Below are 21,953 nucleotides of genomic sequence, written 5' to 3'. Positions count from 1 at the left end.
GGGAACGTGAGGCTGATATGTGCCGTTCCGGATTCTGCCGGGCAAACCGACGACCAAGGAACTGAAATGGCCGAAGATCATATGCGTTACGACATTCTCGCCCAGGAAGCCCTGCGCGGCGTCGTGCGCAAGGTTTTGGCCGAAGTGTCCCGCACTGGCCTTCCCGGCGAACATCACTTCTTCATTTCCTTCGCCACGCGCGCGCCCGGCGTGCGCCTGAGCGAGAAACTGTTGACGCAGTACGACAAGGAAATGACCATCGTGCTGCAGAACCAGTATTGGGACCTCAAGGTCAACGAGACCGGCTTTGAAGTCGGCCTCAGCTTTGACGGCATTCCGGAAACGCTGGGCATCCCCTTTGCCGCCATCAAGGGTTTCTTCGACCCCTCCGTGCAGTTCGGCCTGCAGTTCGACCCGACCACCGCTCCGCGCGAGGATGGCTCGGAAGAAGAAGCGGCCGATGCAAAGGCAGAGCGCACCGAAAAGGGCGAAACTGCCGCCGATGGCGAACAGAGCGGCGAAAAAGTCGTCAGCCTCGACGCCTTCCGCAAGAAGCCCTGACCTTCAGGCCGCGTGATGCAGAAGCGGTCCTTTTCGATCGCCGGCCACCGCACCTCCATCGCCCTTGAGCCCGAATTCTGGCTGGCGCTCGAAGAGATCGCATCAGCACGCGCGCTGAGCCTTGCTGGCTTGGTGCGGGAGATCGACGAGACGCGGGAGGCGGCAAACCTCTCTTCCGCCATTCGCCTTTTCATCCTTGCCTGGTATCGGGCGCGGCCCGCAGAGCCTATCGAAACAGCAGATTGACCGGGCCGGACGGCGAACTGTTCACGCCGGGCTGAAAGCCGAGGTTGAGCGGGAAGGTGGGCGCGGTCGTTTCGGGCGTTGCTGGCTCAACCGGCACGGGTGCGTCAGTGCCCTGTTGCCCCTCCAGCGCCTGACGGGCAGCCTCTTCAGCCGCAGCACGGGCGGCCGCTTCCTCTGCGGCTTTACGGCGCTGCTCCTCGATAAGCCGGTTGCGCTCTGCGGCGGCGGCACGTTGGCGGGCCTCGTCTTCGATCCGCAGGGCCTCGAGCCTATCGACCTCGAGTTCATTGGCGCGGACCTGAATGGCGGCGATCAGTTCGGTGGTATCAAGCGCGACAACCGGCGCCAGAACCGTGCCGCTCAGCCGCGCAAGTATACGCGCCGCGTCGTTTTCGATCAGCCCGGATGGATCGGTATAGCTGAACGGGGTCAGCACGAAGCTGCCGTTAAGCCCAAGCGTCGGAAAAGCAAAATCGATCCCCCCGGCCAGCCGTGCGCCATTGCCCTCGATGATCAGGTTGGCGAGGCGCAGCGTTCCGCCAGCGATGGCGAAGGCGCCATTGGCGGTGGACGCAGTGAACGGCCCCTGCCCCAGCGATTGATCGACGAGAATACCGAGGGCTTCCGCATCGATATTGAGCACATCGTCGAGCCCGGCAAGGGCGGGATAAACGCCGGGATTGAGACCGGCCAACGACAGATCGGCAAGCGCGAAATTGCCTTCGCCGGCAAGGCTCGAAACAACCTCGGCAAGCGATGCGCCCGTGCCCGCAAAACTGCCGCTGCCAGTGACCCGAGCGGAAAGGCCCGAGGCCGCTTCCGCGGTCAAGAGAGACGATACCTGAACATTATCGAGCGACACGCGGCCGTTAATCGTCCGATCAGTCAGCGGGCCCGCGCAGCACTGGCTGAGCGTGGCGTTGAGGCTACCGCCGCCTATGGCGCCTTTGAGGTTTGAAATGGCGAGCGTTTGCTGGTCCCAGGTGAGGTCAAAGCCCGCATCGGTAAGCACGGAGGCGCCGAGCGCGATCTCGCCCGCCGTTACGGAGATCGAGCCGCGGGTGGCGCGGGTGCTGTTGCTGGCGGCGAGGGGACCTTCCGGCCATACGCCGTCACCGGAGATAAGCGCCGCAGGAGAGAGCAATGCAGCAGCCAGGCCCTCGCCCGGCAGGCGGTCGAAATGCAGCGCGCCCTGAACGCTCGGGCGCTGTGCCACCTGTTCCACGGCAATGTCGCCCGAAAAGGCGGTGCCGGAAGAGGCGCCGGCAATGCCGGTAATGGCGATGGATTGTGTGCCGTAAAATTCGACGCCGGCGCTGGCCTCAAGCGAACCAAGGCCAATACCTGTGCCCCCGGCCAGCGCAGCAAGGCCGGAACCATCATCGAGCGCCACATCGAGTGTGCCGGTGCCCGTCAGTTCGCCGCTCTCAAGCACCGAAAGCTCGCCGCCGAAGGCTAGAAGTTCGTTGCCCTGCCCGATAGACAAGCGCGCATCGAAGCCAGCCGCCGCATCCCCTTGGGCAAAAAGGCTCACGAAGGCGGATTCATCGATCGAAAACAGCGGCGTATCGGTGGCGTCGAGTTGGCGAACGAGATCGCTGCCATTGCTGGCTTCGAGCGAGCCGATAATCTGGACATGGCCTTCTCTAACGTCACTAAGGCCGCCGGCCATATCGACGGCGAGATCGAGGTGCGCGACGCCAGCGGTGCCGTTGAGCGTAAACCGCTGGGCTCCGGGATTGTCGCCATCGGTAAGTGCAAAATCGAGCGATGCCGGCACGGACCGATCAAGCACCGGGCGCCAATTGAACGGGACACCGAGAAAGCCGTAGATCGCTCCGAGCGCCGGAGCATTGGCCGCGCCAATATCGACATGGCCGGAACCGGAAAGCGCAGGTTTGGCCAGCGTCCCCGCCAGATCGCCTGACGCATTGATGCCAATGCCGCCCCAATCGCTGCTGACGAGCTTGGAAAAATGGAGGCCAGCGCCGGACCAGCTTCCCTCGGCCACAAGCTCCTGCGCTTCAAGGCCCAAAATACGGATCGTCTGGCTGTTGAACGAGAAGCTGCCTTCGGGGAAACTTCGGCCAAAGGTGCGGTCGCTATTGGGATCGGGGAACATGGCCGCCAGAATGGCGCTGTCGCCAGGGGCCAGGTCGTCAAAGCGCCCGACCAGATCGAGACGCGGTTCCTCGCCAAAACCAAGGCGCAGTTCGAGCATATGCGCCTTGTTGTTCAGCACCAGGCGGCCATGAGAAAAGCCCAGCGCGTCACCGGCCAGCATCACCTGGCCGGAAAGCTCGGCCGGAACGTTGAACAGGGGGCTGTTCTCACCCGACTTGCGCCAGAGTTGGCTGAGGGCATCGAGGCGCGTGGTGGCAATGGTGATGTCGCCGTTGAAACCGGCGACGCCACTATCGTTGCGCAGAGCCCCGGAAAGGCTGACCTTGCTATTCCCGGCCAATTCGGCTTCGGCTCGCGAAATCGTCCAGATATCGCCATTGGTGCTGGCATCGACACGCACATTGCGCAGCGCCGCCCCGCGCAGGCCGATTTCGGCCAGGTCGATGCCGATCTCACCCGGAATGGGCGGCAAGGGCGGCGCGGGCAATTCGTTGAGCAGGCGCACCAGCTCATAGGGCATCACGCTCGCGTCTTCGTCGGCATCGCGTGGCGGCAGAGTGAAAACACCGCCCGACACCACCGCCTCAAAGGATGTGCGGGCACCAAGCTGAATGCTGGCGGCCCCCGTGAGGCGCATGCCGGCGCGGTTTTCGTCGGGCAGCAGCGTATAGCCATTGAGCACGACGCGGTCGCTCGAGGCCGTGACCTTGCTTTCGAGCACCAGATTGCCGCGGATCTGTTCGGCGCGCTCGGCGGTTGGCGGCGCCTCTTTAAGGGTCATTGTCCCGTCGAATTTCGGCGCCTGCCCGGTGACAAGGGCGCCCTCAAGGGTCAGCGAGCCGCGCCCACCGACTTCGGCGATGAACGCGGAAACGCGGGCCGAACCAACATCGTCCACCACGCCGCTATTGAGCCGCAGACTATAGGCCGTGCCATCGCGCGTGGCGCTGCCCTGGAACTGGAACGGCCCGGCAAAACTGCCGAGGCGAAGGTCACCATTGATGGCGGACAGTTGGTAGGTCGAGCCGGATCGGCGATCGGCGAGCGTCAGGCTTCCGTTTTCGATGCGGGCCTGATCGAGCGCCACGCCCTCTCCGGCGCCCGAAAGATCGACGCCGCTGGTGAGAAGACCGTTCTCGTCGAGATCGAACGCGATCACGGGCGATTTGAGGATCAGGGCCGAGAGATTGTACCGGTCGCGCAAGAAATCCATCAATGCGAACTGTGCTTCGACCGCGCCGACCGTCGCGGCGGGCTTGTCCGCCGGGCCGATCACCACGTCGGAGAAAGCAAGCCTCGGCGCCGGCAACAAGGCAAAATCGATATCGCCGCGGATGGTGACTTCGGTGCCGAAGACGCCTTCTGCCAGCAGTTCCATACGATCGCGATAGTCCCCCCATTGGATAAAGCGCGGCGCGATGAAGGCGCCGGCCAGAGCCAGGATCGCGATAATACCGACGATGATGTAGATCCGATTGAGCACGGCTTCTCGAACTGCCTGTCAGATTCCTGGCGCGAGTGTAGGGACTTGCCGCCCCCGTGCAAGTGCGCGCGGCGCAAATCCCGCACAAGAATCCGGTAGGAGAATCCAATCCCTGCAAACGAAAACGGCCGGACTTTCGTCCGGCCGCTGATTATGCGCGCGGAGGCGACTTAGTTGAGGTCGAAGGACCAGAAGAAGGTCTCGCCCGAGGAGTCGTCCACCCCGTCGTTGTCGGTGATGACATAGCCCTTGCCGGTGCTGTCCACGGCAAAGCTTTCGACCTTGTCGACGACATAGCCGTTGTTCGACGCGAGATCGGGGATCAGGTCGCGGACCAGTTCCTTGGTCACGACCGGCAGCTTGCCGCCGAGTTCGGCACCGGCGAGTTCGGCGACCGGCACGCGGTAGATGGCCTTGAGGCCGGCCTTATCGGCGATCTGGTTGTCGCGCTCGACGATATAGGCATAGTCACCATGAATGGTGATTTCGCTGAGGCCGACCCAGCCACCTTCCGGCGCGGCTTCGAGCGGGTAGGACACAGCGGCCCACTCCTTGGTCGCGGGCTTGTAGGAGAGGAGCTTCACAAAGCCCTTCTCGTCGTCGCCCCATTCGCGCTGCATGGCGACCCAGAGGGTCTGTTCGTCGCCCGTACCGATCGAAGCGACGCCTTCGGCACCAAAACGCTTCTGGCCCGCGAGGAGGCCAACGGGGAAGCCGGCTTCGGCGATGATTTCGCCGTCGGCGTTCACATGGATCAGCGCATGCGGCACGAGCTTGTCGCTATCGCCTTCATTGGCGAGCCAGAAACCGCCTTCGCCATCAAGCGTGATGCCTTCGAGATCGAGCTTCTGGGCCGCCTGACCCTTACGGGTGATGACGGTCTTCTTGATGATGCGAGCCGGGTGGGCGGTCGCGTCGATTTCGTAGATGGCGGGGGCGCCATAGAGCACGCTGTCGCTGACAGCATAGAGAATGCCCGGCTTTTCAGCGTCGGCAACGGCGCCGGAAATGGCGGCCCAGCCGATCGGATGGCCGTCTTCGCCAAGCTCGGAAACGAGCTGCGGATAGGCCGGTTCGCCCTCGCCGAGTTCATAGACCATGACATGCGAACCGCCGAGGCCGTCTTCGCGGAGATCGACTTCGTTGGCCGTGGCGAGAAGGTTGCGCGCGGGGATGGCAACGAGGCCTTCCGGCGAAATGCCCGAGGGGAGCGATTGAACGAATTCCGGCTCGGCGCCAGTGTCTTTGTAAACAGCGATCAGGGAGGAACGTTCTTCGGCGATGAAAATATACTGGCTGTCGCCAAAGGTCGCGACTTCGAGGCCTTCGGGCTCGACGCCCTTCTTGTTGCGGAAGTCGGGATAGTGGCCCATCTGGGCAGCGTTCACGTCGAGCGCATTGCCCGAGTCGAAGGAAATCGAACCATCGCGATTGAAGATGGTGAAGCCGCGCGAACCGCCATTCCAGTCGCCTTCATTGGCGACGACAAGACGATCATTGTCGAGCCACTTGACGGCATCCGGCTCACGCGGAACGACCTTGTTCTCGCCCGAGAAATCGATCTTGCCATCGTTCGTGGTATCGACACCGGCAACACCGGTTTCGCCTGCCTCGAAGCCACCGACAATAGTCGCGGTCTTGGCGTCGACGATCACGACGTAATTGTTTTCCTGCATCGTCACGGCGACTTCGTCATTGTCGTTGAACGAGACGAATTCGGCTTCGGCATCATCCGGAGCGATGGCGGAAAGGCCGGTCAGATCGACCTTCTTCACGTTTTCCTGCGTCACCGCGCCGTCAGCCAGCGTCACCAGAACCAGAAAGCCCGCCGGGGCCTGCGGAATGGCGCCGTCGTTGACCTCTTCATCCCTCTCGTTTTCGATGGCGATGGCAAGGATAGTGTTGTCCTTGTTGTGGGCGATCGAATCCGGCTGGCCGCCGAGATCGAATTCACCAATGATGGACTTGCCGGCGATGTCGACGACAACCAGCTTGCCCGAGGGATTGGTGAAGGATTCCGAGGTGTTGACGGCCACATAGGCCTTGGCGCCGATCACGGTGACGGAGGTAGGCTCGCCGCCCATATCCATATAGCCGGCCGGCTTGGGCGCCTTTACGTCGGAAATATCGACAAACCCGATGCCGCCATTGGGGCTGTCGGAATAGATCAGCGTCATTCCATCGTCGGTCGCGGTGATGATTTCCGACGAGGTCGCTTCAGCCTCGGGCGCATTGAGCGCAACCGGGAAGCTGGAAACGCGATTGAAATACTCAGCGGCATTGGCCGAAACGGTCGAGGCCAGAAGGGCTGATGTCAGCGCCCCCAGCAAACGTGGCATATTCATGTGAGGTCCCCGTATGAATGGCCCTCGCATAGAGCCCCGCCAAGACTCCCTGGTGACAGTCGCATGACGGATCGGTGACGCCCGCTTGTCCTATACATCTGAGCGCCGGAACCCTATATTGCGAACGAGAACAAAATAAGATTCGTCAATCCCGCGCAGAGTGTGCCGCCCCCGGCCCTGCGCGAAGGAAAGGCCCTCAATGTCCGGTGAAGCCCACCCCCTGCCCCGCCCCCAAGGCGGGCCAATCACGAGCCAGCTCAACCGGCAGGTGCCGGACTATCTGCTCGGCCTCAATCCGGAACAGCGCGATGCCGTATTGACGACCGAGGGGCCGCTGCTGGTGCTCGCCGGGGCCGGCACCGGCAAAACGCGCGTGCTGACGACGCGCATCGCCCATATTCTCAACCAGCGCATGGCTTGGGGCAGCCAAATTCTGGCGGTAACCTTCACCAACAAGGCCGCCAACGAGATGAAGAAGCGCGTCCACGAGTTTGTGCCGAACTTTGAGGGCCTGCCATGGATGGGCACCTTCCACTCCGTGTCTGCGCGTCTCTTGCGCACCCACGCAGAGCTGGTGGACCTCAAGCCGCAATTCACCATTCTGGACACGGACGACCAGATCAGGCTGATCAAGCAATTGCTTGAAGTCGAGAATATCGATGAAAAGCGCTGGCCCGCCCGGCAGTTCGCCAACCTGCTCGATGCATGGAAAAACCGTGGCTGGTTGCCCAAGGATGTGCCGGCCGCGGAAAGTGGCTTTTTTGCCAACGGCAAGGTCCCGAACCTCTACGCCGACTATCAGGCGCGTTTGAAGACGCTGAACGCCGTCGATTTCGGCGACCTTCTGCTCGAATGTATCAGGCTGTTCCGGGAGAACCCGGAAGTCCTCGCCGAATATCACCGCAAATTCAAATACATGCTGGTAGACGAATACCAGGACAGCAACACCGCACAGTACCTCTGGCTGCGCCTGCTGGCGCAGGGAAAACCCGCATCGGAAGCCAATATCTGTGTGGTCGGCGACGACGATCAGTCGATCTATGGCTGGCGCGGCGCCGAGGTAGACAACATTCTCCGCTTCGAGAAGGATTTTCCGGGCGCCAAGGTCATCAAGCTCGAGCGCAATTACCGCTCGACGGCCAATATCCTCAAGGCGGCGTCAACGCTCATCGCGAATAATGAAAGCCGGCTCGGCAAGACGTTGCATACGGACGTCGCGGAGCCCGGCGAGCCGATTTCGTTCACGCAGGTCTATGACTCCGAGGAAGAGGCACGCACCGTCGGCGAAGAGATCGAGCAATATCAGCGCCTTGGCGAACCCTTGAACTCCATGGCAATTCTGGTGCGCGCCTCCTACCAGATGCGCGAGTTGGAAGAGCGTTTCATTACGCTGGGGCTGAATTATCGCGTCGTCGGCGGCCCGCGCTTTTATGAGCGCAAGGAAATCCGCGACGCCTTGGCCTATCTCCGGTTAGTCGCACAGCCGGCGGACGACCTGGCTTTTGAGCGCATCATCAATGTGCCCAAGCGAGGCCTCGGCGACTCCACAGTAAAGACGCTCATGGAAACAGCGCGCCATCAGCGCGTGCCCTTGCTGTCGGCAACAAGCATGCTGATCGACACTGAAGAGCTCAAGCCCAAGCAGCGCACGACCTTGCGTGGCCTTGTCGACCAATTCCACAATTGGGCCCATCGCGCCGAAAGCTTGCCGCCCTACCAGCTCGTCGAGCAGATTCTTGAAGAGAGCGGCTATATGGACATGCTGGCCGCCGACAAATCGGCAGAATCCCAGGGCCGCAAGGAAAACCTCAAGGAACTCAGCCGCTCGATGGAAGAGTTCGAGACGCTTGGCGGCTTCCTGGAACACATCTCGCTGGTGATGGACCGGGATAGCGCAGAAGCCAGCGATGCCGTGACGATCATGACACTACACTCAGCTAAAGGGTTGGAATTCAACACTGTTTTCCTCACGGGCTGGGAGGAAGGGTCTTTTCCAAGCCAGCGGTCCATGGATGAGAGCGGTCGTGCCGGCCTCGAAGAGGAGCGACGGCTTGCCTATGTAGGGATCACCCGGGGCCGAAAGCGTGTCCGCATTTCGTCGGCCCAGAACCGGCGCATCCATGGCCTATGGCAGTCGGCCCTGACATCTCGCTTTGTCGATGAACTTCCGCCCGATGCGGTGGTCGTGACCGATCGCGGCTCCGCCTATGGCGGCTATGGCTATGGCGGCGGTGCTAGCTCCCGCTTCAACAAGGCAGATCCGTTTGAGAGTGTCTATCAAACCCCTGGCTGGCAGCGCGCGCGCGCCAATCAGGCCAATCGCAAGGGCGGCGGGCCGCTGACGATAGATGGGGAACTGGTGGCGCGCTCCGTCGATCTCGGCGGCCAATCGAGCGGCTATAAGGTCGGCGAGCGCGTCTTCCACCAGAAGTTCGGCTATGGCGAGGTTATCAGCGTCGAGGGAAACAAGCTGACGATCGATTTCGAAAAAGCCGGCACGAAGAAAGTTCTCGAAAGCTTCGTGGCGAAGGGCTAGCGGCGAACGGATCGGGCCAAGTGTCGGATTGAATTAACCAATCGCGTTCACGCCTTATCAGAAGCCCTCGTGCATTCATGGCGCGAATGCTCGGGGTTCGTCGTGTTCAGAATACAGCACCTGCAATGGATGGGTATCGCCGCGGCCGCAATTGGCTGCCTCTTGCTCGGCGGCGCGGCGGTCCTCAGCAATTTCAATGATTATCAGCGCCACAGCCATGGCGCCTACGAACTCGAACGCTTCAGCGCCTTGCTCGAAGCGGTAAATGCCATTTCCGCCGAACGCGGACCCGCCAACTCGGCCATGGCTGCAACCGACGCGGAAGCCGCAGCGCGGCACGCAGAATTGGCCACCAAACGCGCCGAAACTGACGCCGCCATCTACAATATGGAAGCGGTATTCAAGGATACCATCGCTGGCCAAGAGTGCGACGCAGCGCATGCGCGGCTGCAATCCGAGCTCGCGAATGGCCGCCGGAAAGTAGACTTCGCCGCCAGTTCGCCCTTTGCCGAGCGCGACCCGCGCGCGATCGGTCGAGGCATGCTGGCCATGTTTGCGGCCGCCGACGCCGCCACTAAACTGCGCGATCTGGTCAGCGGCCACATCATAGCCGAAACGCCAGGGCTCGCCGGCGAACTGATGCTCGCCAATAGCGCCAGCACCCTCCGCGATCAGGAAGGCCGGCTCGGCTCTTTCGTGGTCATGGCCCTCGTGGCTCCGCCGGAGCGGGACCCCATGTACCTGCAGCGCATGCAGGCGGCCGAGGGCATTATCCGCAGCCTGTGGTCCACCAGCGTCAGCCTGGCCGACAACCTGCTGCCCGACCCGGAGATTACGGGACTGGTAGCGGCCGTGCAGCGGGACTTCTTCGATGGCGCGCTCCTGCTGGCGCTCGACGCTGCCGAAAATCATGCGGAGGACAACTCGCTCTCCCCTGCTGTGCTGACGGCCGAGTATGTTCCGGGCATGCGCAGTTCGGAACTCTTGAGGACCGCCGTGATCCGGCATGCCGTGGCCGCCATGGATCGCAATGCCGACAATGCCCTCAAAGCTCTGGTCAGCGCCGCGCTGTTGACCGCTGCCATTCTCGCAGTCCTCGTGATCGTCGCGGTCGTCTTCCGGCGTACGCTGTTTTCGCCGCTGATGCGTCTTCATGACGATGTGCTGGCCCTGGCGAGTGGAGATCACAAAGCCCCCGCGCCGCTGAACGGCACGGCGCGCGAAGTCGGCAACATCTTCAACGGCCTCGATATTTTGCGCCAGAACCTCGCGGAAAAGCGGGTTCTCGAAGAAGAGCAACGCCGCCTCAACCGCCGCCTGCGCCGGCTGGCGGAGACCGACACGCTGACGGGCCAGCTCAACCGCCGCGCCCTACTGAGCCGGGTGGACGCCATGTTCCGCCGCGCCGACCGGATCGGGGAATCCCTTGCCGTCGTGCTGTTCGACATCGACCATTTCAAGGTGGTCAACGATACCCATGGCCATGCCGTCGGCGACGAAGTGCTGTCGGGCGTCGCCCGGTTGATCGACGGCGCCTTGCGGACCGGCGATACGCTGGCGCGGATTGGTGGCGAGGAGTTTGTGCTCATTCTGCGCCGCGCCGATGACATCACCGCTCATAACCTTTTGGAGCGCCTTCGTATTTTGCTGAGCGAGACCGCAGTACAGGGCAAGCTCGGCCTGAAAGTCACGGCCAGCTTCGGCGCCGCCATGCGGCCAGCCGGTTCGGCCCAGGATTGGGATGAGATGTTCTCGCTGGCCGATCAGCGGCTCTATATGGCCAAGGGCGCCGGGCGCAATTGCATCGTGACCGAGGGCTTTTCGCCCCAGACCCGCCAGCGCGCCTGAAACCATTTCCCTTATAAATCAACGTGATATGGCGCGGCATTGACTCAACGCGCCACCTGCCGCAACTAGGGCGGGAAATAACCGGGATTATCTGCCATGGCCGTCGATCAGCTTTCCGCAACCCTCACCAAGGAACAGGCCTATGCCCTGGTCGACGCCGTGATGGAGCGCGACGATCTGGCGCTGACGGCTTCGGCGCATGAAATCGAAGAGACCGGCGAATGGGTGTTCGAAGCGAGCTGCGACAGCCCGCCCAATATTGACGCCTTCAATGAATTGGCGACCCAAGTGCTTGGCGGCGCTGTGGATTTCTCCGTCGAGGAAATCGACATGGGGATCAACTGGGTCGCCAAATCGCTGGAAGGTCTGGCGCCGGTGATCGCGGGCGGTTTCTATGTCTATGGCAGCCACGAAACCGGGCCCGTTCCCGAGGGCCTGACGCCGATGAAAATCGATGCGGCTCAGGCCTTTGGCACTGGGCACCACGAAACGACGACCGGCTGCCTCGAGGCGATCGAAATGCTGCTGACGCGGACAACGCCGAAGGCGGTCGTCGATATCGGGACTGGAACCGGCGTTCTGGCGATCGCCGTTGCCAAGCGTCTCGGCGGCAAGATTCTCGCGACCGATATCGACCCCATCGCGGTGACGACGACCATTGAAAACGCTCAAGAAAATGGCGTTGGCGAGAATATCGACGCCATCGAGGCGACAGGTTTGGACCATGGCGAAATCGCCGCGCGCGCACCTTATGACCTGATCGTCGCCAATATTCTGGCCGGCCCGCTGACCGAACTGGCGCCGGGCATGGGCGGGATTGCGCAGACCGGGGGAACGGCGATTCTGTCGGGAATTTTGAACACCCAGGCCGATGGCGTCATCGCCGCCTATGAGCTTGCCGGCTTCGCTCTGGTGGACCACCTCAAGCGCAAGGACTGGACTACCCTGGTGCTGGAAAAACGCTGAATGCGGCAGCAGACCGTTACCATCGAGGGGCGCCGAGGCGCCCCTTTGGGTAGCAAATGGGTACCTTTTGGGCGCAGCGCCACGCAAACGGATAGGACACGCGCCCAGCGGGGACGACGGCGGAGCGGTTTGGGGGTATCGAGCGGCTATGTGCGCTCCAAAAGCAAATCCCCGAAGCAGGCTTCGGGGATCGTAAAATCGTCAACAGGTAACTAGCTGCCGTTTATGGGCGCTTGGTTACAGCGCCGATCAGCTGGTGCTGCATGCGGTAGCTGACCTGGCGAGACGCTTCGCGGCCACGAGCGTCAATCAGACCACCCAGTGCTACGCGGAAACCATTCTTGCTCTCAGTCATCTCTTACTCCATGCGACGCGCGGTCTATTGCCGAGCGTCTGTTTGGTTTTACCTATTTTATCAGCACTGCGTTAGAGGGTTGGAAACAGACCAGCCATGCCAATTGCGCAGGGCGCGGTTAACGCTTGTTCACCTTCGCTTCAGAATGCGCGTGATCGCGCTCGAACTGGGCGATGTAGCGCTCGGCCTGACGGGTGCGGCCCTCGACCAGAGCGTTGAGGGCGCGCTGGAAGAAATTATTCTGCTTGCTCATTTTTCATCTCCTGGTGCTGAACAATAAGATAGGCTCGCCGCGCGCTTTCACCAGCGCAGGAACCACAAGCCAGCCATGACGGCCACGCAGTCCGGCCCCGGGATAATATCGATGACCACCGCCCCCTTCCCTCCCGCGAAATTCCAGAGCTTTGAGGAAAAATCCGACCCGAGTCAGGTCGCTCCGCGGCTCGCATCACTGCGCAAGGCGATGAAGACGGCGGGCGTCGATTATTTCCTCGTGCCGCGCGCCGATGCGCATCGCGGCGAATCCGTGCCGGCGAGCGAAGCGCGCCTCGCCTATGTGACGGGCTTTACCGGTTCGGCCGGGCTTGCCCTCATCGGCTTGAAGGACGCGCAACTTTTCGTCGATAGCCGCTATACGCTGCAGGCGCCTGCGCAGACCGACACCTCGCTGGTCGCGGTGCACGAAGTGGCAAGCCTTGCCGTGGACGCAAAACCCTATGTGAAAAAGGGTGCCGTCGTCGCCTACGATCCCTGGCTGCATACGCCGGGCGAAGTGCGCGACCTGACCGACAAGCTCAAGGGGCATGCCAAGGTCGTGGCCCATGACAACCTGATCGATGCGGTCTGGAGCGATCGCCCTGCCCCGCCGGCCGGCGCCGTGGAAATTCTCGGCCACAACCGGGCCGGGCAAAAGGCCGAAGACAAGATCGCGCAGTTGCAGCGGACGCTGGCCGAGGACGGCGCCGATGCCGTGGTTTTTACCCTGCCCGAATCCATCTGCTGGCTGTTCAACATTCGCGGCCGCGACGTGCCGAACACGCCCTTCGTGCTCGGCTTTGCCGTGGTGCCGCAAAAGGGCGAAGCCAAGCTGTTCCTCGATCCGGCCAAGGTGACCCCGGAACTGGAAACGGCGCTTGAGGGAATCGCCGGGATCGAGGCGGCGAAAAAGCTGACCAAGACCCTGGAAAAGCTGGGCAAGAACGGCAAGACCGTGCTGGTCGATCCGGCCAGCGCGCCCATCGCCATTGCCGAAACGCTGACATCGGCGGGCGCAAAACTGATCGAAAAGCGCGATCCCGTACTGCTGCCGAAATCGCGCAAGAACGAGGCGGAACTTTCCGGCATGCGCGAGGCGCACCGGCTCGATGGCGTGGCGCTGGCAAAATTCCTCAGCTGGTTCGACAGCGAGGCGCCCAAGGGCGAATTGACCGAAATCGGCATTGTCACCGCGCTCGAAGCCTTCCGGCGCGAAGAAGAGAGCTGCGTGGATGCCAGCTTCGACACGATTTCGGGCGCCGGACCAAATGGCGCCATCGTGCACTATCGGGTGTCGACCAAGACGGACCGCCGGCTCAATCCCGGAGAACTGATGCTGGTCGATAGCGGCGCGCAATATCTGTCGGGGACGACGGACATTACCCGCACGCTCGCGACCGGCGAAGCGACGGCGGAACAAAGGGACCGCTATACGCGCGTACTGAAAGGCATGATCGCCATTTCCATGGCGCGCTTTCCCAAGGGCACCAGCGGCGCACAGATCGACGTGCTGGCGCGGCAATTCCTCTGGGCCGACGGCATCACCTACAACCACGGCACCGGCCACGGCGTCGGTGCCTATCTCGGCGTGCATGAAGGCCCGATCGGCATTGCGCCGCGCTATCCGCTGCCGCTCGAGGTTGGCAACGTGATTTCCAACGAGCCGGGTTATTACAAGGCGGGCGAATATGGCATTCGCATCGAGAACCTGGTGGTGGTCAAGGAAGCCGAGGGTTTTCCGGGCTATCTCGAATTCGAAACGCTGACGCTGGCGCCGATCGATGTCCGGCTGATCGACAGGGCCCTGCTGACCGAGGCGGAACGCGGCTGGCTCAATGCATTCCACGCGCAGGTGCTGGCAGAGATCGGGCCGAAGGTTTCGGGTGACGTGAAAGCCTGGCTGGAAAAGGCGACGGCGGGGATTTAGGGCTAGGTGTGTAGTCCCGCACCAGCTTCGCCCCACCCGCCGTATCACTCCCAGCGTGCGGCGGCTTCGGCGAAGATTTCGCTGAGGCGATAGGTGAAATCGGCGTTGTCGCTCGCCAGGTCGTCGATGCGCCAGCCGCCGTCTTCGAAGACCAGATCATAGACGATGTGCCGCGGCTCGCCGAAATTGGTGAAGGTGACGTCCACCGTCGCAAAGCCTTCGCTCTCTTCCGGCTCGCCGATGACCAGATCGGCCAGATCGAAATCCTGACCGTCGATATAGGGATCGAAATCGAGCGCGCCCATTTCGCCCTCGGGCGTATTCTCGGCGTCGGCCTCGTAGAGCGCGTTCAGGTTGGCCGAGCGGAAGTCGGCCTCGAATTCGGGGAAATCGCCCGAGAAATAGGGCTCGTAAAACGCTTCCAGCAGGTCCTGGGGCGTTTCATAGGGCTGGGCGAACGCCGGGGCGGCAAAAGCCAGCAGCAGCGCGGGAACGAGAGCAAGGCGACGCATTTGAAACACTCCTATTGGCCCAGCGCGCTGGACCGGCATTCCGGGAAGACAAGCGGGCAAACGTGACGCCGCCTCAATTGAACCACAGGGCGAACATGGGCCATTCATCGCCCATGACGCGATTGAGCTCGGCAAAGGCAGCGGCATCGGCGATCGGACCATCGCTGAGATAGGGCAAGGCGGCGTGGCCGGTGAACAGCATGACCAGATCGGTTTCGGTGGCCGTTTCGAAATAGGTCTTCAAATTGAAGCCTTTGCTGAAGCGCCAATGCGGCAAGAGCAGCTCGCCATCGATGATGCGATCAAGCTGATCGAGGGTGGCGAACCAGGCTTTGACTGTATCCTCGGTGATCGGCTGATCGGGCACCAGCGAGGTTTGGGTCGGGGATGGCAGTAATTCTCTGTCGTCGTCGGTTTCAGCCAGGATCATTTCCCAGTTCTGACGGCTGAGGGCAGTGATGGCGCTGAGGCGCGCGAGCACCGCGGCGAGCCGGGGCCGATCGACCACCGGGAAATCGGCCGTGTGGATGGCCGCGACGATATCGGCGATGAAGGTATCGCTGTCGGCGTCCATCATCACCGTGCCCTGGCCGCGCGAAAAATCCTGCATGGGCAGATCCGCCTTGGGGAAGATGCGGTGGAAATAGGCACTGAAGAAGGCGGAAAAATCATGCGCCAGCGTGATTTCGATCGGCGTGGCGGTGATATTGGCGTAGCCGGCGAACCAGATGGCATCGGAATTGTCGAAGCCGATGATGGTATTTTGTGCCGGTTCGGTGCCCTTGGACTTGTTTTTGCCGGGGGGCGGGGCGTCGGGCGCGGGGATATCGATGAGGCCACCGAGATCGCCGAGGAGCGCGCCGAGCGTTTCGCCAGCGCCGGCCTCGCCGTTGCCATCGAGGTCGATGCGGACTTTTAGCGGATCGATATGGATGACGAAGGGCGTGCCCTCGCCGGCCTGCTGCATGTGGCCGGCGGCGATATCGAGCGATTTGGAAAAGCTATCTAGGAGATCGCGGAACTGCTCGTAGGTCAGCGGTTCCGGGTTCGGATTTAGCGGCGCCATGATCTCATCAAGACTGACGCCGAGCACCATGGCCAGAGCGGGCGAATTGGGGGTGACGACGCCGTGGCGATAGAGGCCCTCGGCCAAAATTTCGTAGGCGGAGATGAGGCCATCGAGGCCAAGGGCGAAACAGGCATCGCCTTCGCCCGCCTCGCAGGCGGCAGTCGAGCGGGTGGCGAGATCGCCGATCGTGCCATCGTAAAGGCTCTGGGCCAATTGGTCGCCGGCCTCGCCGGCGTGTGCGGCGCCTGCACTCAGGGCGAGTGCGAAACCCGCGGCGGCCCAGAAAATCCTCATGCGACGCTCTCCCTCAAAACTATCTGCCGACGCGGGCGAACCACTCGTCTTCGCTGATGACTTCGACGCCATGCTCCTGCGCCGTCTTCAGTTTCGAGCCGGCGCCGGGGCCGGCGACCAGAATATCGGTCTTGGCCGAAACCGAGCCCGCCACCTTGGCGCCGAGCCGTTCGGCCATAGCCTTGGCTTCGGATCGTGACATTTTTTCGAGCGTGCCGGTAAAAACCACCGTCTTGCCAGCAATTTGGCTATCGGCGGAGATGGTCACCACGTAGTCCTGGGGCGTCACTTGCTTGAGCAGCGCATCGAGCGCATCGACATTGCGCTGATTGCCGAAGAAGGTGACGAGCGCTTCGACCACCGTGCCGCCGATGCCGTCAGTGGAGGGGAAGACGGTCATCGGGTCTTCGGCGGCGACCATTTCCTTGCCGGCTTCTTCGAGTTTTTGGATCGAGCCAAAAGTGCGGGCGAGGACGGCGCCGGTGGTTTCGCCGATATGGCGAATGCCGAGGGCGAAGATGAAACGGTCGAGTTCGGGATTGCGGCGGGCGTCTATCGCCGCGAAGAGCTTGTCGAGGCCTTCGTAATTGCGATCCTCGACGCCGCGGACATTTTTGCGCGTCTTGCCCGAGGCCGCCTCGCGGGCCTTGGCCTGTTCTTCGCGACGTTCGGCAAGGGCCCGCTGCACTTCGGGGCGACGATCCCTGAGGGTAAAAATATCGGCGGCGGTGCGGATGAGGCCGGCATTGAAGAAGGTGTCGATGTTTTCAGCGCCAAGGCCTTCGATATCGAGGGCGCCGCGGGAGACGAAATGGCGGAGGCCTTCGACGGCCTGGGCGGGGCAAATCAGCTCGCCGGTGCAACGGCGGCGGGAGTCTTCCTTGCCGGTCTTCTCGTTGATTTCGCGCACGGCGGGCGAACCGCAGACCGGACAGGTATCGGGAAACTGATAGGGCGCTGCATCGGCGGGGCGTTTTTCGAGGACGACGCGGACGATTTGGGGGATGACGTCCCCTGCACGCTGGATGACGACGGTGTCGCCAATGCGGATATCGATGGGTTCGTCGCCGCGGATGGGCAGGCCGTTGCTGTCTATGCCCTTGATATAGTCTTCGTTGTGGAGCGTGACGTTTTCGACGACGACGCCACCGACGGTGACCGGCTCGAGACGGGCGACGGGGGCCAGGGTGCCGGTGCGGCCGACCTGAATGTCGATTTTTTTGACGACGGTCATCGCCTGTTCGGCCGGGAATTTGTGGGCGACGGCCCAGCGCGGCTCGCCGGTCACAAAACCCCAGCGGCGCTGGAGTTCGAGCTGATCGACCTTGTAGACAACGCCGTCGATGTCGTAGCCGAGCGAGGAGCGCAGTTCTTCGATATGGTGATATTGTGCGATCAGCTCTTCGACCGATTTGGCTCGGCTCATCAAGGGGCTGACGGCAAAACCCCATTCGGCGAATTTTTGGACCGCCTCGTATTGAGTGGGGGCCGGGTCTTCGCTGGTGGCGCCCCAGGCATAGGCGAAGAATTTGAGGTTGCGGCTGGCGGTGACGCTGGGGTCTTTTTGGCGGAGCGAGCCGGCAGCGGTGTTGCGCGGATTGACGTAATCCTGCCCGCCGGCGGCGGCCGAGCGCTCCTTGAGGGCCTTGAATTCGGCATAGGTCATATAGACCTCGCCGCGAATCTCGATGCTTTTGGGCCAGCCCCCTCCGGGGGGTAAGCGCTCGGGGATGTCCTTGATGGTGCGCAGGTTGGCGGTGATGTCCTCGCCCACCGTGCCGTCGCCGCGGGTGGCGCCACGGACGAATTTGCCGTCCACGTAAAGAAGCGAGGCGGAGAGGCCGTCGATCTTGGGCTCGGCGGTGAAGGCGATTTCGAGGCCTTCGTCCTGCTTGAAAAAGCGGCGGCCGCGCTCCAGAAAATCGACCACATCCTCGTCGGTATAGGCCTTGGCAAGGCTGAGCATGGGCACGGCGTGGCGCACCTTGGCAAAGCCGTCGGCAGGGGCCGCGCCGACCCGGCCGGTAGGGCTGTCGGGCCGGACGAGTTCGGGGAAGGCTTCTTCGAGCTCGGCATTACGGATGCGCAGGGAGTCATAGGCCGCGTCGGTAATCTCCGGCGCGTCGTTCTGGTGATAGGCGATGTCGGCCGCGGCAATGGCGGCAGCGAGCCGTTCCAGCTCAAGCCGGGCTTCGTCTTCGGTGAGATCGGCGGCGGGCTTTTGGGACAGATCGGACATGGCTCACTCGGCGCAAAACGAAGAAAGGATATTTAGCCACGCCGGCACTCCCGCGAAAGCGGGAATCCCTTCCCTGCACCATGAGATTCCCGCTTTCGCGGGAATGACGCGGTGATGGTGGACGCCCCGGCGACGAAGCCAGTTATTTCACCGCAGCGAGCAATTTCTTGGCAGCAGCGCGGGCTTCGGTGGTGATTTCGGCGCCGGCCAGCATGCGCGCGACTTCTTCCTGCCGGGAATCGGGCTCGAGCGGGCGGACATGGGTGCGCATGAAGGCGCCCTCCTCCACCATCTGCTTTTCGATGAGCAGATGCCGATTGGCGCGGGCGGCAACCTGCGGGGCATGGGTGACGGTGAGCACCTGCACAGTCTTGGCGAGCCGCGCGAGGCGACGGCCGATGGCATCGGCCACGGCACCACCGACGCCGGTGTCGATTTCGTCGAAGATCAGGACCGGCGCGGAGCCACGATCAGCGAGGACGACTTTTAGGGCGAGGAGGAAACGGCTCAATTCGCCGCCCGATGCGACCTTCAGCAAGGGGCCGGCGGCGGTGCCGGGATTGGTCTGGACGTGAAAGGCGATCTGGTCGAAACCGGCGGCCGCGACGCGATCGGTTTCGATCTGGTGGTCGACGATGAATTTGGCGGCGCCGAGTTTCAAATCCGGCAATTCGGCTTCGACGGCTTTGCTCAACGCCTTGGCGGCTTTGGCACGGCCAGCGGCGAGGGTTTCAGCGACTTCGCGATAGCGAGAGCGGGCGCGGGCTTCATCGGCCTCCAGCGCCTTGAGGCGGCTTTCCCCGCTTTGGAGGGTATCGAGGTCGCCCTGATACTTTTCGAGGATGGCGGGCAGCTCGTCGCAGCTTGCCTGATGCTTGCGGGCAGCGGCGCGAAGGGCAAAGAGGCGCTCTTCGACGCTTTCGAGCTCGGCGGGGTCATAGGCCATCTGCCGCCGCAGGTCTTCAAGCGCTTCTCCGGCGCGATCCAGCGTCACAAGCGAGGCATCGAGCGCATCGACGATGGGCTGGAAGAGCTCTGCGCCGCCATCGACTTTTCGGAGGAGCCGCCGCATCAGGCCGGACAGAACCGGGCCGGGAGCGCTCGAACCGTTGAGGATGTCGTCGATCTCGATGAGATCGGAGGCGGACTTTTCGGCCTGCTGCAATTGCTGGCGGCGTTCGGCGAGTTCGGCCTCTTCCCCTTCGACGGGCTTGAGCTTTCCGAGTTCCTCGACGGTATGACGGGCATAATCCTCGGCAGCGACGGCTTCGGCAACGCGGGCCTGTTGTTCCCTTACCGATTGCTGGATTTCAACGAGGTCGGCCCAGGCTTCGCGCACGGCGGCGGCCGGCGTGGCGAGTTCGCCAAAGGAATCGAGCGCGGCGCGATGGGTGGCGACATCGACAAGGGCCCGGTCGTCGTGCTGGCCGTGGATTTCGATAATCTGGCTGCCGATTTTTTGCAGCAAGGCCGCCGATACAGGCTGATCGTTGATGAAGGCGCGGGTACGGCCATCGGCGAATTGCACGCGGCGGAGGATCACCTCTTCGTCGTCGGCGATCGCATTGTCGCGCAGCTGGGCGCGGGCGGGATGGTTTTGCGGCAGTTGCACCATGGCAACCACCTGCCCGCTCTCCTGTCCCTGCCGGACGAGCGAAGCGTCGCCACGGCCGCCGAGAGCGAGGGTCAGCGCGTCGAGCAGGATGGATTTGCCGGCACCGGTCTCGCCGGTGAGGACGGTCATGCCCGTATCGAGCGCCAGATCGAGCTGGTCGATAAGGACAATGTTGCGAACCGAAAGCGCGTTCAGCATGCGGATCTATCCAGGGCCTGTCGGGCCTTCCTCATAGCATTCGAGGGCCGGCCCAGCGTCAGCGGCGATTAACTTTCGCACAGCAATGCGAATGGGGAGTCATGATAGATGAAAAGAACAAAATGGCAACTGGGGTTGTTGCTATGCCTGCGCTTTGGTTTGGGTTCTCGGCTTGGGGGTGGGCCGGTGACACCCCCTCCCATCCTCCCCCATCAAGGGGGAGGTGTTGTATCCAGTTTGAAGGCGCGGTCAGTTCGCGACCACCGGCCCCAACCGAATTCGCTATAGCGAATTCGGTGACACCTCCCCCTTGATGGGGGCGGATGGGAGGGGGTGACCCGGGCGGTAAGGCCCTACCCCGCATAGGCCACCCAGCCGCGGAAACTGAAGGCCGAATAAAAGAGACTGATATTGGCAAAGCCTGCTTCGCGGAGCATGGCTTCTTCCTCTTCGGGGGCGAGGATGGTCAGGCGGGTGCCGATGGCTTCGCGGGCTTTCGCGGCGACGGCGAGGTCAACGTCGTCGGCCTGGCCATAGGCGACGTGGCGGGCGATCCAGGTGGAGCGCTCGGGTTCGGTCTGCGGGAAGCTGATATGGGCAAGGATGAAGGGGGCGCCGGGTTTGAGGCGCCGACGGATTTGGCGCAGCGTTTCGAGGCGCTGCTCGCGGGGGATGAAATGGAAAACCAGCACGGAGGTGGCAGCGTCGAAGGGACCTTCTGGCGCGGCGTCGATATAGCCCTCCGCCAGATCGACACGGGGTGCGTGATCGGCGGTGATCTCGCGGGCGAGGTTCAGCATGTCGGCGGAGGGATCGACACCGGAAAAGCGCCAGCCGGGGCGGAAATCGGCCATAGCCTTGATTTCAAGGCCGCCGCCGGCGCCGAGGACGAGAATTTGGGCGTCGTTGGGAAGGGTTTCGGCGAGGAGCAGGTTCATCATGCGGTGAATGCCAGCGAAGCCGGGCACCTGACGGGGCGGCCCGTCGGCATAGTTGCGGGCGGCTTGGGCGTTGAAGTGGGATGTCATGGAGCTCTCGCGGTGGGGTTGGGCAGAAATAGGGTCGGAACACGCGATCTCAAGGGGTATTTGCGGAATGCCGGGACACCGCGACTTTGCCTTTTCCCAAGGCGGATGAAGAATATGCCGTGGACCACAAGCTCCTCTGCGGAGGCCCGGCCATTTGAGCATAGCTCAAACGGCTTTCTCACCTAAATTTGCTCCACTGGAGCAAATTTGCCCTCCGGGCCGGCTCGAAACCCCTCACCCTGGATTTTTGCTGAACGCAAAAACCCTGTCCCTCTCCCGCAAGGGGCGAGGGATCACCGAATTCGCGAATGCGAATTCGGTTGGAGCCGGTGGATCGGGCGAACTTCCAAAA

At 62.5% G+C, this 21,953-nt stretch carries 15 protein-coding genes; 6 read left to right on the top strand and 9 right to left on the bottom strand.

The window, feature by feature from the left end; genetic code table 11:
- The first annotated feature begins 66 nt into the window (after positions 1-66).
- Entirely contained in the window at positions 67-561 is a 495-nt protein-coding gene (locus ASD83_RS01110; protein WP_056307128.1) for an SspB family protein, read from the top strand.
- 15 nt (positions 562-576) lie between these two features.
- Positions 577-807 (top strand): ribbon-helix-helix domain-containing protein, encoded by a 231-nt coding sequence (locus ASD83_RS01105; protein ID WP_056307126.1) that lies wholly within the window; start codon positions 577-579, stop codon positions 805-807.
- On the opposite strand, the gene ASD83_RS01100 is transcribed toward ASD83_RS01105, so the two are convergent.
- Entirely contained in the window at positions 788-4,414 is a 3,627-nt protein-coding gene (locus tag ASD83_RS01100; RefSeq protein ID WP_056307125.1) for an AsmA-like C-terminal region-containing protein, read from the bottom strand. The two genes, ASD83_RS01105 and ASD83_RS01100, sit on opposite strands and share 20 nt — an antisense overlap.
- A gap of 170 nt (positions 4,415-4,584) precedes the next feature.
- Positions 4,585-6,759: an esterase-like activity of phytase family protein gene (locus tag ASD83_RS01095; protein WP_056307122.1), complete on the bottom strand. Its 2,175-nt coding sequence runs from the start codon at positions 6,757-6,759 to the stop codon at positions 4,585-4,587.
- Between the two features lie 199 nt (positions 6,760-6,958).
- On the opposite strand from ASD83_RS01095, the gene ASD83_RS01090 reads away from it, so the two are divergent.
- The 3 genes from ASD83_RS01090 (at position 6,959) to ASD83_RS01080 (ending at position 12,109) form a co-directional block, all read left to right on the top strand.
- Positions 6,959-9,295: an ATP-dependent helicase gene (locus ASD83_RS01090; RefSeq protein WP_056307120.1), complete on the top strand. Its 2,337-nt coding sequence runs from the start codon at positions 6,959-6,961 to the stop codon at positions 9,293-9,295.
- A gap of 102 nt (positions 9,296-9,397) precedes the next feature.
- Positions 9,398-11,143 (top strand): sensor domain-containing diguanylate cyclase, encoded by a 1,746-nt coding sequence (locus ASD83_RS01085; protein WP_156385675.1) that lies wholly within the window; start codon positions 9,398-9,400, stop codon positions 11,141-11,143.
- A 96-nt stretch (positions 11,144-11,239) separates the two neighbouring features.
- Positions 11,240-12,109: a 50S ribosomal protein L11 methyltransferase gene (locus ASD83_RS01080; protein ID WP_056307116.1), complete on the top strand. Its 870-nt coding sequence runs from the start codon at positions 11,240-11,242 to the stop codon at positions 12,107-12,109.
- Between the two features lie 223 nt (positions 12,110-12,332).
- On the opposite strand, the gene ASD83_RS21425 is transcribed toward ASD83_RS01080, so the two are convergent.
- The gene (locus ASD83_RS21425; RefSeq protein ID WP_274532555.1) at positions 12,333-12,464 is read right to left on the bottom strand and encodes a hypothetical protein; all 132 of its coding nucleotides are present in this window, start codon (positions 12,462-12,464) and stop codon (positions 12,333-12,335) included.
- Between the two features lie 118 nt (positions 12,465-12,582).
- Positions 12,583-12,717, bottom strand: a complete 135-nt coding sequence (locus ASD83_RS21420) for a hypothetical protein (RefSeq protein WP_274532554.1) — start codon at positions 12,715-12,717, stop codon at positions 12,583-12,585.
- A gap of 111 nt (positions 12,718-12,828) precedes the next feature.
- Here ASD83_RS21420 and ASD83_RS01075 point away from each other — a divergent pair, with 111 nt between their 5' ends.
- Entirely contained in the window at positions 12,829-14,646 is a 1,818-nt protein-coding gene (locus ASD83_RS01075) for an aminopeptidase P family protein (protein WP_056307114.1), read from the top strand.
- Positions 14,647-14,690: 44 nt separating this feature from the next.
- Here the strand turns inward: ASD83_RS01075 and ASD83_RS01070 are convergent, their stop codons facing one another.
- From ASD83_RS01070 to ASD83_RS01050, 5 genes are all read right to left on the bottom strand, one after another.
- Positions 14,691-15,158, bottom strand: a complete 468-nt coding sequence (locus ASD83_RS01070; protein ID WP_056307113.1) for a DUF3828 domain-containing protein — start codon at positions 15,156-15,158, stop codon at positions 14,691-14,693.
- A gap of 73 nt (positions 15,159-15,231) precedes the next feature.
- Complete coding sequence (locus ASD83_RS01065) at positions 15,232-16,521, bottom strand: hypothetical protein (protein WP_056307110.1); 1,290 nt, start codon at positions 16,519-16,521, stop codon at positions 15,232-15,234.
- A gap of 19 nt (positions 16,522-16,540) precedes the next feature.
- Positions 16,541-18,760 carry an NAD-dependent DNA ligase LigA gene (gene ligA, locus ASD83_RS01060; RefSeq protein ID WP_413813475.1) on the bottom strand — a complete coding sequence of 740 codons (2,220 nt, stop codon included), beginning with the start codon at positions 18,758-18,760 and terminating at the stop codon, positions 16,541-16,543.
- A 142-nt stretch (positions 18,761-18,902) separates the two neighbouring features.
- The gene (gene recN, locus ASD83_RS01055; RefSeq protein WP_056307109.1) at positions 18,903-20,573 is read right to left on the bottom strand and encodes a DNA repair protein RecN; all 1,671 of its coding nucleotides are present in this window, start codon (positions 20,571-20,573) and stop codon (positions 18,903-18,905) included.
- A gap of 353 nt (positions 20,574-20,926) precedes the next feature.
- Positions 20,927-21,601, bottom strand: coding sequence for a class I SAM-dependent methyltransferase (locus tag ASD83_RS01050; RefSeq protein WP_056307108.1), 675 nt, complete (start codon positions 21,599-21,601; stop codon positions 20,927-20,929).
- Positions 21,602-21,953: the final 352 nt, after the last annotated feature.

This window comes from Devosia sp. Root685, from assembly GCF_001427875.1.
Taxonomy (GTDB): domain Bacteria; phylum Pseudomonadota; class Alphaproteobacteria; order Rhizobiales; family Devosiaceae; genus Devosia.
The sequence above is the reverse complement of the archived record's forward strand: the minus strand, read 5'-3'. Positions and strand labels throughout refer to the sequence as shown.